Raw genomic sequence first — 13855 nt, forward strand, 5'->3', positions numbered from 1 at the left:
GATCTATTCAAATTTACATTCCACTATGGATAGATTAAAACTAAAAAACAAATAATTTTTAGGAGGAAAATTTTTTAATTTACATTCCACTATGGATAGATTAAAACTAACTTACATTCCCCCTAAACAGCCCACCCACTAAAATTTACATTCCACTATGGATAGATTAAAACAGACCGACAATAATAGCTAGTATTACCAACCATTCCAGGATTTGTTTTTGTCGATGTACTTTTACAATATATATATTTCACATATTATCACTTTAAAATTATATTATTATAACTTCAAACCATTAATAACAAAGGCTTTGTCTAACTAGTACTCTTTTATCACTATGTCACATCGACAACTTATTATTATTAAAAGAAATTTGATGTCGCATCATCTTGTTTTCCCCAAAATTCTTTATTTAGCCATCTTTCATTTCTACTCTTAAATATTATCACAGAATCTAAACTTTTTCTAATAAATTTATTTAATTCTGCATTTAATTTTACTATTTGACCTTCTGTCAACTCTCCTTCAAAGACAGAATTTTGAATATGAGTTAAGTATTTTTTACATATCTTAAACACTTTTCCTAATACTTTCTGCCCATCATCATCTCCACTTATATCATATACCAAAACAACATACATCTAATTAAAACCTCCCTACCACCACATTTTAAATCCTTCATATTCTTTTTCTTCCATAATATGCTTTATTAATTTATAGCATTCTAATCTTATCAGATGCTTATATGTAACATCTTTTGATAATTCTTTATGATAAATTGTTGTTTTTAACATTTCATCAAATTTCATTGCTATTGTTCTTGATGCATCTTTTGTTAAATGAAGATAGTTTAACTCTTTAGTAAAACTACTTGGTGTTATCTGGTTCTTGTTTAATAATGAAAAAATCAATCTATCACCTAAAATTGGTTTAAATACTTCTGCTAAATCTAAACTCAATGAAAATCTTCTCACCCCAGGTTCGTGTAAATAACTAATGGTTGGATTAAGTTGTGTGCTATATATTTCTCCCAAAACCCTTGTATAAACTAATCCATTAACAAATGAAATCATAGTATTAATCATATTATCTGGTGGATTCCTAACCCTTTTATTAAAGTCTATTTTTTGATTAACTATAACGTCCCACGTTGAATAATATTGTTTTCTAATATTACCTTCTATGCCCATTAATTCATTGATACTCTCCGTCTTCAATACTTTCTTCCTAAGGGATTCAATTTCTATCATTGCCTTTTCTACATCCTTACCTCTACCATTATAATATCTTAAATTTCTATAAATATTTGAGGCTGCAGCATCTATAAATTTTCTTGCTATACAAAGTCTTTTTTGATCATCCTCATAGTGCCTAACTTGTTTTACTAATAAATTACCTGCAAGTAAAGTTTCTTTAGGATAAAAGCTACCTGTATAAAAGCTATAATAATTAAAAAAATGTATTGGTATCTGATATTTTGATGCCAGATTTATAAATTTCGTATTAAATGTCATTTCTGACATGATATAAATATCTTCAACTTGCTCTATAGGAATATCTCTAGTTTCATTATCACTATTTTTAAATCTTAATGTATTATCTTTTCTTTTTATTTCTCCATCATTATATATATAAAAGCTACGTTTCAAAATAACTCATCCCCTTCATTAAATGTAGCATAATTCGAAATATGCACAACTCTTACAAATACTTTTTTTCTCAATAAGTGGTGGAAGTGGTTTGTTTACAAGTTCTTTCAAGTCTATTAATACTGTTTCTATATACTTTGCATCCTCCGCTGTTAATTCTATATCCACACTTTGTTTTAATAATGGATAGTCAACTTTGCCTGTAATACCTTCTACACCTCTTTGTTTTAAATAATACAAATAATATTTTATCTGCATTATACCAGCTTCCTCTATTTTTCTACTCTTTTTTACTTCATGCAATACGCCCCTATTTTTTATATAATCAATACTAATAACATCATCTATATTAATATGTTTTTCTTCTCTTCCATAAGCAGTTTCATCAAGAACCTTTCCTATTTTAACATTTTCATTATCTGATTCCATTTGTATTTGATTATAAAAGTACCATAGTTTCCTTTTACAGACAATATAATAATAAATCATCATTCCACTAATTGGCTTATCCATAACATTACCTCTCCTTACATGAAATTATCAACTAAGCCTTTTATTTCTTTGCTTGTTGCTCTTATAAATCCAAGTTTATCATATTTACAATTCATAACATCTATGAACTCATTTCTACTTAATTGAACTCTACTCACTCTTAGGTTTTCACCTTTAAAGAAGATATCATTTCTTCCAACTGGAACAGTATACTTTTTAATTTGCTCTTTGAGTTCCAATTTATCTAATCTAACTTTTTCTTTATCTGTCTTTGTTAGCTTAGGATTTATAGATTTTAGTAACTTTCTAGAATTCTCATCAATTTCTTTTTTATGATCTTCGTAAATTTTATTTGGTATTACATTGTAAGATATTATATCTCTTAACATAACCTCATCCTTATCAAGTTTATATGGTTCTAATTCACTTATCCACTTTGAAAATCTATTATACTTAACTAAATAATCGCTACCCTTTAATTTCTCTGTAGTAAGATTCTCTTCTATAATATTTATTTTCTCTCTTTCAGTTAAAACTCCATCAATATTCTTAAGTGCATTTTTTGATAATTCATATATTCTACTATCAATAAACCCTTTATCTCCATTTGTTAAAAGGTTTTTGTTTATGTTTAAGAACACAAAGCAATTAGGTTCATCTGTAGGCTTAACCCCTTTTCTGTTACATCTTCCAAGCCTTTGAAACAACCCTGTAATTTCTGATAGTTCTGTAAATAAATAGTCAAAATCTATATCTAAACTAGCCTCTACAATTTGCGTTGCTATCCATATACCAGTTCCTTTATTTTCAGTTTTACCAAACTCCATTATTTCTTTTTCTTTTTGCGCTCTTTCACATTTTATAAATTTGCTATGAAGTATATTGATATTTTTAACACCTATTTCTTTACAGCCTTCAAGTTCTTTATAAATTTCTTGAGCTTTTTTAACAGTATTACAAACTACAAGTATCTTATTACTTATACCTTTTTTTCTATTCTCTTCAAATTTACAATATATAGTTTCACAGTCAATTTCACTATCATAAACCTTTAAGTTATGCCTTTTGCTATCATTTATAAAAGTCATTTCCTTAAACTCAACTGGATTCTCTCCACTTTTTAGTTTATCTCTTATAAATGGAGCTAATGTTGCTGTTAAAATTGCAACCTTTCCTCCAAATTTATTTATGATTTTAATACCATAAATTAAGTATGCAAGTAAATCTGCGCTATACATTTGAATTTCATCAACAACTATTTTGGAATAAGATAAAGTCGTAAGCTTAAGCTCATATCCTTGATATTTGAAAACAAAATCAAATAGTTGATCCATAGTTGAAATGTTAAGTGGTATTGATAGTTGTCTGCTTTGCTTATAATAATCCATAATATCTAACTCTTTGCTCTTGTCACTATTATAATAACTTAATGCATCTGAATGTAATAATGCGAGTTTTGATTCAATATTATTCTTTTCTAAAATTTCTTCCTTAACTCTTTTATATATTGAATTAATGGCTGTTTTTAATGGTAATATGAAAAACCCCTTATTATCTCCTATCCAATGTAATCCACCTTCGGTTTTACCCATTCCAGTCTGTGCAACTACTAAAATATTTTCATCTGTGTTATTCTTGCAAAACTCTTGAAGTTCATTCCATTTTGCATTTTCATTTTCACTTTGCCATTTTTCTAATAATTTATCTAACCCACTATTTAAGAAATCATTTTTATGCTCAATTGGAAGATCTGCACTTGCACTATAATCACACTTATGAAGAAATCCTTTTATAAGAATAGCATCCTCTGTTTTGGTTATTCTTTTTAAGTTTTGTAGTGTACTTGGCTTAATAGTGTTAATTTTAAAATTGCTTAATAGGCTTTTAGCTAAATCTTTATTATCCTTACCTTGCAGTGCTTTTAAATTATCACAATAATTATGATGATATAAAACCGCAAAGGCTACTTTATAATAATCTTCTATATTTTCAAATTCACTTTCATTTATAAAATAAAGAGATAGCACATTATGTGCCATCTCAGTATTTTCATTAAATGTAGTATTATTCTTTATTCTATTTTGAAACTCTTTGTTAGCCTTACCATAATCATGATATTCACAAGCAATTTTTGTAAGTTCATATACATGATTACTTTTTATATAATCTAAGCCTTTTATTATCTCAAGATTATTTAATAAATCATCCGTATGCTCTCTTATACTTTTTTGTGGTTTAGCTTTATAAATAGATAAATCCATAATATCACCCCTAATTAAAGTTAACTATATATGACTTTTCTGAACTTATGTCAAAGTGCAGATTTTCACTACCTTCTTCTGCTACATATTCTGATGTGTAGACTACTTTCTTCTTATTAAAAATTCGTTTATTATCTTCTATTACATAATCTTTATTAATATAATACTTTGTACCATTTGCAGTAATTTTATCACCTAGCTTTAAAAATACACATTCATTTTTTATAAGGTTATAGTCAATATAAGCTGAATACTCACTAGTTATAGGCCCATCAATTGTATCTACAACTTCTACTATGGATGCATCTTTTATATCTACAAAATCTTCACTTCTACCTATAGATTTTAAATTATAAATATTATCCTTAATGTCCATAAGTGTTTCTTTATCGCTCTTTATATGGATTATTAACTCTATGTTATTTAAAACTTCATAGTACTTTAAAGACGTTGTAAGGATTGCAAAATTTGAATATGGTATCTCATATTCATTAACTTTATACGCCTTAATTCTATCGTTAATATTTTTCTCTAACTCTTTTATTTGCTTTTCTCTAATTAAAACTACGTTTAATGCTTCTTTATTTTCTTTAACCTTCTTCTTTTTATCAGCTAAATCTTTTTTACGCTTTTTAATAAGTTTTAGAACTTTATCAACTCTATTTTCTTCAAAGTCTTTAATTCTATCTAATAGATCTTTTAATTCCCTATACTCTGTTAGCAATTCTTGATTCATAACTTGTATTGTAGTTCCTTCTCTAAAGCTACTTCCCTGTTGTTTCTTAGCCTCAGCTACCTTGTCAAATCCTGTTGACAAGAAATTTTTATTATTCAATTTTACTAAGGTACCTCTATCGCCTTCACCAATAGAATTTAAGAAACAATAATCTCTATATGGTTCCTTATGCATGGCATCATATTTACCTTGAATACTTATATCCATTTTGTGATATTCTTTATAACCACAAGCACCATGTATTGCTCCAATTACAGTAGAAAAGGGTGGTAGAGGATATGTCATTTTATTTAAAATGGTTTCTTCTTTTTTATAGTTTGCACTACTTTGTGTTAGTATAATTCGTAAAACCTCCATACCTACACCCCATAGTATGTGTTAACTTCTTTTCTTAGCTCCACAAAGAATTTAGTAACACTAACTGGTGTTAGTCCACTTTTAATTTCATCTTCATTTTTGAAATTTCCACCGTCTAGTAGTGCAGCGCTACAACCATTTTTTATTCTATCTTTTAAGTCTTCTGTAACTAATATCTTGTCTTCCTTAACCTTTACTACATTTTCAAAGTAATGAGTTTTTCTATTTATTAAGCCCCCTACAACAAATAAAGGTTCTGCATTGTCTAAGTTTCCTTTTACAACTAAATTAAGCATTTCTACCGTATCTAAAATCGCTATTACTCTATCAGCTTTTTCTTTTGGTGATGCTTCTTCAGCCTCAAAGTTATCATCTTTTCCAATCATTTCAAGATCAATTGTTAAACTATACATTTTCATAGTTTTATCGTATTCATATTGATATGGCATAAGTCCACATTTACCTGCATCTGCTTGTAAATTAAGATTATTATTTTCTGCAAAATTTGATGCAAGGTGTAAATTATTATGGAATCTTGTTTCATTTACAAAATTATCACAAGCAATTGCATCTGTTAAATAAAAAGAACTCTTTCTAATATTTGTTGTTTTCCCCTTTGTATTCATATATCCACCTTCTAAAGCCCTACAGTTTGTAGCATTTATCTCATTTGATACTAACTTTTGTGTGGCTTTATCTACTGATGTTTGTAAATCATCATACATCCCACTTTGAACCATAATGGCATTTTTAAGACTTTCTCTACTTCTTGTTGCATAACTTTTACCGTTTTTAAAAACCTTTTGAACGCTTGATATATTTCCCGAGCCTTCTCCATAATTAGATGTCATATTTGCTACTACTGTAAGTGTTAATGCTTTTTTACTCATCTTTATTTCCCCCATTATCTTTATTAGATTCATTATTAAGTGCATTTATAAATGTGTATGCTATATTTTTATTTTCTTCAAAATCACTAAATAAGTCATATGCAAAATAAAATATTACTCCTGAATATGAAGATAATTGTAGTAATATTTCACAAAACCTTCCATAGTCTTTAAATGTTATAGCGCTAATTAACTTTTGTTTGTAACTGTTAACCTTCTTTTCATCATTTATTTTGACCTTTACCCTTCTAGCACTCTCACAAGCTGATTTCATTTTCTCATTCATTTTATCCCCTCCATAAATTAATACATTTATATCTATAAGCGTTTTAATGTTATACCAATAATTTGGATACTTATATGTTTTTGTATCTTGTTTTGGCTTTAATAATAATTCTATTAAATAATCAAGTTTAATATTATTTATAATACAGTCAGTCACTTCTTTTTCAACATTTATATTATAATTCTCATTTACTCTATATTTTTTAGGAATCCCCTTATAATCATCTATTGCTTCAAATATTTTAATAACACGCTTTCTAATAAATATAGTTTCATAATATTCTTTGTTTTCAAATTTTTTCCCTTTCTCTATTTTTTGTTTGCTAATAACTTCTACATCAAAATTTATATAATTTCCTGATTTTTTTAAATTTTCTAATAATGTTGCTCTAGGATTTTCATCAATACAAATCAGTTTATTCGTATTAACTAGTTGTTTTATCGAATAATTATTATTTATAAAGAAGGAATCAAAAGACTTTGAAAAGGCGAATGGGATAAAGTCAAACTCACTTTCATCTTCAAATCTATAATTTTTAAAATCCCAATTAAATGAAATACTTTTACTTTTCCTCCCCAAATCTATATCATAATTCAATAGCCTACATATTTTATTTTTTTTCGTAAATAAGCATTTACGATTAGAAAATTTTTTATATAGTTCATCTCTATTTTTATATGTCTCCTTTATTAAATACTGTCGCTTTTCATTGATTTCTCTCAGAATACCATCTTTATTTTCTTTCGAAAACTTTGTACCAAAAAAAACCTTCTTAATTGCTGCTCCTGTATCTAATTTTATATTTATTAACTTTATTTGCTCCTCTGTAAATTCATCACTTTGCAACATTTTTTCAATATCTCTATGTTGCATCTCACTTTCAAAATAACTCTCAACAAACATCAAATATCTTTCTTCTGTAATTTCTTCACTGTTGTATTCTATAACATCATCATCTATTTTATAAAAATTGTATTCTTCATCATAACCTCGCTCTACAAGATAGTCAAAATATTTTACAAGGCCAACAATAGCTGCACTATATCTCCAGTCCGATGTTTCCATACTAGTATTAAATTTTTGGTTTTCTAAATTTTCTTTCTTCATAACATTTCCCCACCAACTATCTCAAACAATCCAAATCCTGAGGATTTTCTGCTTCCAATTCCATTTGTATAAAGAAAACTTAGTAATGCTACATTGCCTGTAAATTTAAAACTTCCAACTGTCGCTTCCACAAATTGAGAATGGTGCCTAACAACGGTTTTCTTACACCTTATTGGAGTTATTTGAAAATCATCTAAAATAGACATCGATAACATTTTCGACTTATCTATTTGTGATTTCAATACATTTTTAAAAGCTTCATTAAAACCGTCTTTTTCATAAGAATAATATGTATCCTTATTATTTTCTTTATTATGTTCTCTGACGCATAATGGAGATTTAAATATAACATCAATTGTATCTGTTATAATTGGATATTCTTTTTCTATTATAATATTTTTTATAGTCATTGTATTTTCATTTGCTAATGGATATGGTTTGTTTTTCTGAATAGATAGTGCATTAAAAAAAACAATACCCGTTCCTATATTCCCTGTACTAAATACAATATTAATTTTTTTATCAGGAACTAATATCAGCTCTTTTGTAAATTTGCTATTAGGTATTCCCACCGCAAATGTAAACATCTTATCTTTTCCTATTTCATAATAAGAACTAAAATGTTTTCCATCTTCATATATAGTTAAACTATGTTTGAATAGACTTATTATCGCAGGACGATAATCTAAAAGCAAACGTTCACTTTTAAGTTCTAATTCTATTTTAAACCTCATTATTTTTATCCCCCTTAACTATAAATTTTAATATCACGCTTTATTATATTTTAACATATATTATCTCATTTGTTTATTTTTACTCATTGTCTTTATGCTTTTATACATAAAATGCTTATATTTTACATAATTAAAGCCCTTATTCTATAACACCACAATAGGTGCTATAATATAAGGGCTTTATTTTAACAAGTCCACTTTAATTTTTTCTAAATTTTGTTCCTCAGGCTAACTAGCACCTAAAGATACTTGCTACATTGCAAATGTTCCAAAGTTTACCTACTATTTCTTATGTGCTCTTTATTATGTCTCTAATATATATTTAATTTATCCTACTATATATAAATAAGTATCTAAGCTATTATCAACAGTTTCTGCTACTATTTTAAACTAATTGCCTTTCCTTCTACCCCACCAAGTTTCTCCCATATATAATTATGTTGTTCCACACCATTTGAGAAGTCCTTATTTTTCCAACTATTTAAAAATGCTAACAATTTTTCTTTATCCTCATAATTATTAGTATTTACAACTTCAATAAGTTTATTGCAGTCTTCATTAGTTATTTCTATCATACCCCAAGTATTTCCATCTGCTGCATTTATTTTAGTATTTATCATTCCATGCATTCTAATGTATACTCTTTCCTCAGCAACTATATTTGTATCAAAAACATCCTCTTTTGTACCAGCAGCCTTTTCTTTTGCCTTTGCCTCTTCTTTTTCTTTTGCCTCTGCTGCTATTTTATCCTTTGCTGCCTTTTCATCTTCCTCTTTTTTAAGTTGTACAATTTTTAGTTCATTTTCTTTTTTGATTTTATTAGTTATAGTAATGTATACAACCCCACTAGCTAATGCACATATTAAAATTGTAGATATTATAACTGTTTTTAAGTTTTTCATTTTATATAACCTCCATCCTATCTCACATTATATATTAGATAGATACAATTATATAGTATTTTGTCTAAATTGTTTTATTATGGATATATAATTAAATATCTACAAACCTTTGAATCTCTGGTATCCAATTTAATTTAAACATCCCAGTTTTTCCATTTCTATTTTTCCCTATTAATATTTCACAAATACCTTTTTCATTGCTATCTCTATTGTAATATTCATCTCTATATAATAATGCTATTATATCTGCATCCTGTTCTATAGCTCCCGAATCTCTTAAATCTGAAAGCACTGGTCTTTTATCTTCTCTTCCTTCTGTAGCTCTTGATAATTGTGATAAAGCAATAATATTTATTTCTAATTCACGAGCCATGCTTTTTAATTCTCTAGATATCTTACTTATTTCATATACTCTATTTCCACTAGATTTTGAATCTCCATTAATTAATTGAAGATAATCTATTACAACTATATCAAGTCCATCCTGTAATTTAGCTTTCATACATTTAGCTCTTATTTCACTAGTGTTTAAAGCTCTACCATCATATACAATTGCATATCTTTCACTTAAACATGCTGCTCCATTACTTATTTGTTCAAACTCATCACTAGATAATTTACCCGATTTTATCTTTCCAAGTTTCACACTACCTTCATCACTTAATAATCTATCTGTTAGCTCCTGTTTTGACATTTCAAAAGAAAATATAGCTACTCTGCTTTTTTTAGCTGCCTTACATGCAATATTTAATGCCAGTGCAGTTTTACCCATTGATGGTCTTCCCGCAATAATAAATAAATTCCCTTTTTGCAATCCACCTATAGCCTTATCAAAACTAACAAACCCTGTGGTTTTTCCAAGGCTCTCACCCTTGCTATTATAACGCTTTTCTATTTCTACAAGGGCGCTATCTAAACACTCAGCCATAGTGTACATCTTCCCATTATCACTACAAATTTTATAAAGTTCCTCAGCACCTTCACTAATAATATTCCTCGCAACTGATTTAGTATCATAAGCCTTTTTCATTAACTCTCGGCTTATGTGGATAATATTTCTCTTAGTCCACTTGTCCTTTATAATATTACAATGATATTTAATATTTTCAGAAAAAGTTGCTCCCAAGGAAAGGTCACTTAAATAACTAGCCCCTCCAACTTCCTCTATAAGCCCTTTATTATTAAGGCTTTGAGCTAAAGTTATTGTATCTATTACTAATCCCTCACTATATAAATTCACTATTTCTCTATATATTTTAATATGATTTGTATAATAAAAATCCTCACTTTTTAATAAATCAACTACTTCACTTGCAACACTTGGATATGCTATCATTGCTCCTAATACAGCTTGTTCACTTTCCATAGCCTTTGGTAATTCCATAACTACTCCCCCCCTTACAGCTTTCTATTAATCCTCAAAATCAAATTCTTTTAAATAGGAATAAACTAAACTCTTTTCCCCTTTGGATTCATTACTTTTTAAATAATGTTTATTTATATTATTATTAATAGGGTGCAAATTTTGTCCTTTAGTAGGTTCATTATTTGACCCTTGGTAGGGACAAATTTTATCATTACTTGATACCCCATTTTCTTTTCTAATTGCACCTAAATATAATCTTCTTTTACTATTAAACCCTTCCATTTTTTCAATTTTTAAAAGCAATAAATCCACAAGTTCTTTTAATACCTTTCTAGCTTTTCCCTTAGATACTTTAAGCATTTTCATAATATTTTCTATAGATGCCATAACAAATACTTGTCCAATTTTATCCTTCATAGCATTTCTGCTACTTAATTTAAATCTGTTAAGTAAAATTCCATATAATAAAATAGCATCATTGCTTAATTCACTATATAAACTTAAAGTATAAAGTTCCCTTGGAATAGTTATATAACCACCATTTAATTTTTCCCCTTGTGATAAATATCTAAAATCCCCCATATAATCCTCCGCCTTTTTTAAATTTTAATTACTCACTTTAAATATATGCAGAGAAGAGAATTATTGAAAAATTTATTAAATTATTTTTTAAATGCTCTGCTATTGATATCCATTATACTGCTCCAAATATCATTATCAGAAATTTACCATATTATTGACAATTATTATGTAACATGTTAAAATTTACATAAATAGTAAATTATAAAAAAGGGGGATTAATTTAATGATTATTAAAAAAATTACAGGCCTTACAATTTGCGCTTTTTTAACCACAAGCTTATTTTCCTATACTCCAGTAAAGGCATTGGATGATATATCGGAAAATAACACAAAATCAAATCCTATCCAAGGAGTGCAGCTAGATAAATCAACTGCAAAGGCTCCAAACAAGAAACTGACAGTAATGGTTTATAGTGATGCAGATAATAATTTAGAGGAAAGCTTACTTGAGGATATACAGGAAATGAAAACTGGATATATAGACAACCCTAATTTAAACTTGATTGCTTTAGTTGATAGAACTCCTGATTATTCAGATGACTCAACTATACTAGGAGAAGACTTTTCAGATTCGAGAATGTATAAAATTGAAAATCATAAAGCAGTAAGAATTGAAGGTGGAAAAGATTTTCCTGAGATAACAAAAACTAGTGAATATGAAGCAAATATGGGGGATGCACAAACCCTTAAGAAATTTATAGACTCCTGCAAAGCAAATTATCCCGCAGATAAATATGAACTTATTATTTCTAACCATGGTGGTGGAGTAAGAGATAATAAGGCATTACAAAAGCCTAAAAATCCCAAAGCAGTATGTTGGGATGACACAAATGATAGTGACTGTTTATATACTGGCGAAATATCAGATGTACTTACCAATGATCAATCCGTGAATGTACTGGCATATGATGCTTGTTTAATGGGTGCTGCTGAAATAGCATATCAATATAGGCCTGGTAATGGTAGCTTCCAAGCAAATGTTATGGTAGCCTCTGCACCCGTAGTTTGGGGAGATGGATATAAGTATGATGATATATTTAAACGTCTAAAAGCTGGTGGTGAAAGCACTTCACAGAATGATTTAACCTTAAAAGGAAAAGAACAAAATTTTGATCCTTCTACAGTTACCGATTTACAATTGGGCGCTCTAATGGTAGAAGAACAAAGAGATGCTGCTTCGTCTGCAAGAGCAAATGATCAAGTTCTAAGCTGTTTTGATCTTTCAAAAATAGAAACTGTAAAGAACTCTGTAGATACAATGGCTAAAAGTTTATGGAAAGAAAATAAGAAAGGCGATATAGAAAGACTTAGGGGCACTGGGAAAAATACAACTTTACTTCATTACTTCGATGAAAAGGATAAAGATGAATGGCTATCATATCCTTACTTCGATTTATATGACTTATGTAGAAGAATAAGTACAGATAATGCTTTTAGTGCTAATATTAAAAAATTAGCTACAACTGTTATGAAAAATGTAGATGACTTAGTAGTTTATTCTTATGGAGGTAAAAATTTTAAAGGGTTTACAGAAGGTCAAACAGGTCTAAGTATTTTCTTACCAGATGGAAATAAAATGTACAGAGATGTAACTGCAAATGCAAGTTATTCCGAGTGGAAAGGTCAAAGATGGTACAATTCCATAGATACAACCACCCTTCAACCAGATTATTTATATGGTAAATTAAATTGGTGCAGAGATGGTCAAAATTCTAAAATAAATGATATTGGAAATTGGTTTGAACTACTTGATTCTTGGTTTGATAGTAGCAACGGTTCTAATGGTGGAGATAACGGATACCAATGGTAAAAGTTTAATTTATATAAGCTTCTGTATTATCTTAAAAAGAATAATACAGAAGCTTATATTTTGGTTTATAATTCCTTATCTCAAAAGCCTAGTTCCCATTATAATAAATGCAATTTCTAAGAGAAACATAATACTATTCAACGTCAATCCTATTATTGCCCATTTATTTTTTTTCTTACTTAATGAGATTATAGCTAAAATTATGCTTAATGGACATATATATAAAGGCATAATTAGTATAAAAGAACTAACGTGTATAAAAGGTATTATCTTTGCAAAATAATTTACACATAAAAATATTACACCAATAGCAATACAAAATGATATTTTACCAAATATACTTGCTAATTTTTTCATAATTTTAACCACCTTTACTTTTATTGAGCATCTGAAGTATTAGTTATACTACTCCAATCTACTTTAAACTCTTTTACTGCATTAGTTCCTTTTATCCAATTATCAACGTTTTGTTTTAGTGCATCTGTACCGTTTACATTAACTGTTATTGCTTTTAAGTACCAATCTGCACCAATTGAACTAGAAACTCCTTTCTTTTTAACTATAACCTTGTCTACATCACTTGGAGCAAATTCAATTTCATTTATATATAAATAATATTCATCATTATCCCCTTGTTCAAAGTCATTGTAGTTTTTTTTATCTAGCTTCCACTCTTTAATTGT

The 13855-nt window shown here is 28.1% G+C and carries 14 protein-coding genes; 1 reads left to right on the forward strand and 13 read right to left on the reverse strand.

Going from position 1 to position 13855, the window contains the following annotated elements; genetic code table 11:
• Positions 1 to 362: 362 nt before the first annotated feature.
• From cas2 to BLS77_RS07200, 11 genes are all read right to left on the reverse strand, one after another.
• A complete protein-coding gene (cas2, locus tag BLS77_RS07150) occupies positions 363 to 641 on the reverse strand; it encodes a CRISPR-associated endonuclease Cas2 (RefSeq protein ID WP_089967394.1) in 279 nt (92 codons plus the stop codon).
• A 15-nt stretch (positions 642 to 656) separates the two neighbouring features.
• Positions 657 to 1649 (reverse strand): type I-B CRISPR-associated endonuclease Cas1b, encoded by a 993-nt coding sequence (gene cas1b, locus BLS77_RS07155; protein ID WP_089967398.1) that lies wholly within the window; start codon positions 1647 to 1649, stop codon positions 657 to 659.
• Between the two features lie 18 nt (positions 1650 to 1667).
• Complete coding sequence (gene cas4 / locus BLS77_RS07160) at positions 1668 to 2162, reverse strand: CRISPR-associated protein Cas4 (protein WP_089967401.1); 495 nt, start codon at positions 2160 to 2162, stop codon at positions 1668 to 1670.
• 14 nt (positions 2163 to 2176) lie between these two features.
• A complete protein-coding gene (locus tag BLS77_RS07165; protein ID WP_089967405.1) occupies positions 2177 to 4402 on the reverse strand; it encodes a CRISPR-associated helicase/endonuclease Cas3 in 2226 nt (741 codons plus the stop codon).
• A gap of 10 nt (positions 4403 to 4412) precedes the next feature.
• Positions 4413 to 5495 carry a CRISPR-associated protein Cas5 gene (cas5, locus tag BLS77_RS07170; protein ID WP_089967408.1) on the reverse strand — a complete coding sequence of 361 codons (1083 nt, stop codon included), beginning with the start codon at positions 5493 to 5495 and terminating at the stop codon, positions 4413 to 4415.
• Positions 5496 to 5497: 2 nt separating this feature from the next.
• Positions 5498 to 6385, reverse strand: coding sequence for a type I-B CRISPR-associated protein Cas7/Cst2/DevR (gene cas7i / locus BLS77_RS07175; RefSeq protein WP_089967411.1), 888 nt, complete (start codon positions 6383 to 6385; stop codon positions 5498 to 5500).
• Positions 6378 to 7778 (reverse strand): type I CRISPR-associated protein Cas8a1/Csx8, encoded by a 1401-nt coding sequence (gene cas8a1 / locus BLS77_RS07180; protein WP_089967413.1) that lies wholly within the window; start codon positions 7776 to 7778, stop codon positions 6378 to 6380. Before cas8a1 ends, cas7i begins: the two co-directional genes overlap by 8 nt.
• Entirely contained in the window at positions 7775 to 8512 is a 738-nt protein-coding gene (cas6, locus tag BLS77_RS07185; protein ID WP_089967416.1) for a CRISPR-associated endoribonuclease Cas6, read from the reverse strand. Before cas6 ends, cas8a1 begins: the two co-directional genes overlap by 4 nt.
• Before the next feature lie 380 nt (positions 8513 to 8892).
• A complete protein-coding gene (locus BLS77_RS07190; RefSeq protein ID WP_089967419.1) occupies positions 8893 to 9414 on the reverse strand; it encodes a DUF6241 domain-containing protein in 522 nt (173 codons plus the stop codon).
• Between the two features lie 91 nt (positions 9415 to 9505).
• Positions 9506 to 10798, reverse strand: a complete 1293-nt coding sequence (gene dnaB / locus BLS77_RS07195) for a replicative DNA helicase (RefSeq protein WP_089967421.1) — start codon at positions 10796 to 10798, stop codon at positions 9506 to 9508.
• 27 nt (positions 10799 to 10825) lie between these two features.
• The gene (locus tag BLS77_RS07200) at positions 10826 to 11362 is read right to left on the reverse strand and encodes a replication initiator protein A (protein WP_089967424.1); all 537 of its coding nucleotides are present in this window, start codon (positions 11360 to 11362) and stop codon (positions 10826 to 10828) included.
• A 223-nt stretch (positions 11363 to 11585) separates the two neighbouring features.
• Between BLS77_RS07200 and cloSI the strand changes: the two genes are divergently transcribed.
• A complete protein-coding gene (gene cloSI / locus BLS77_RS07205) occupies positions 11586 to 13172 on the forward strand; it encodes a clostripain (protein ID WP_089967427.1) in 1587 nt (528 codons plus the stop codon).
• Between the two features lie 75 nt (positions 13173 to 13247).
• On the opposite strand, the gene BLS77_RS07210 is transcribed toward cloSI, so the two are convergent.
• Together BLS77_RS07210 and BLS77_RS20750 are read right to left on the reverse strand one after the other, a co-directional pair.
• Positions 13248 to 13529: a hypothetical protein gene (locus tag BLS77_RS07210; protein WP_089967430.1), complete on the reverse strand. Its 282-nt coding sequence runs from the start codon at positions 13527 to 13529 to the stop codon at positions 13248 to 13250.
• Between the two features lie 20 nt (positions 13530 to 13549).
• Positions 13550 to 13852, reverse strand: coding sequence for a PLAT/LH2 domain-containing protein (locus BLS77_RS20750; RefSeq protein ID WP_139164826.1), 303 nt, complete (start codon positions 13850 to 13852; stop codon positions 13550 to 13552).
• Between the last annotated feature and the right edge of the window lie 3 nt (positions 13853 to 13855).

This window comes from Clostridium gasigenes (assembly GCF_900104115.1).
GTDB lineage: Bacteria > Bacillota > Clostridia > Clostridiales > Clostridiaceae > Clostridium > Clostridium gasigenes.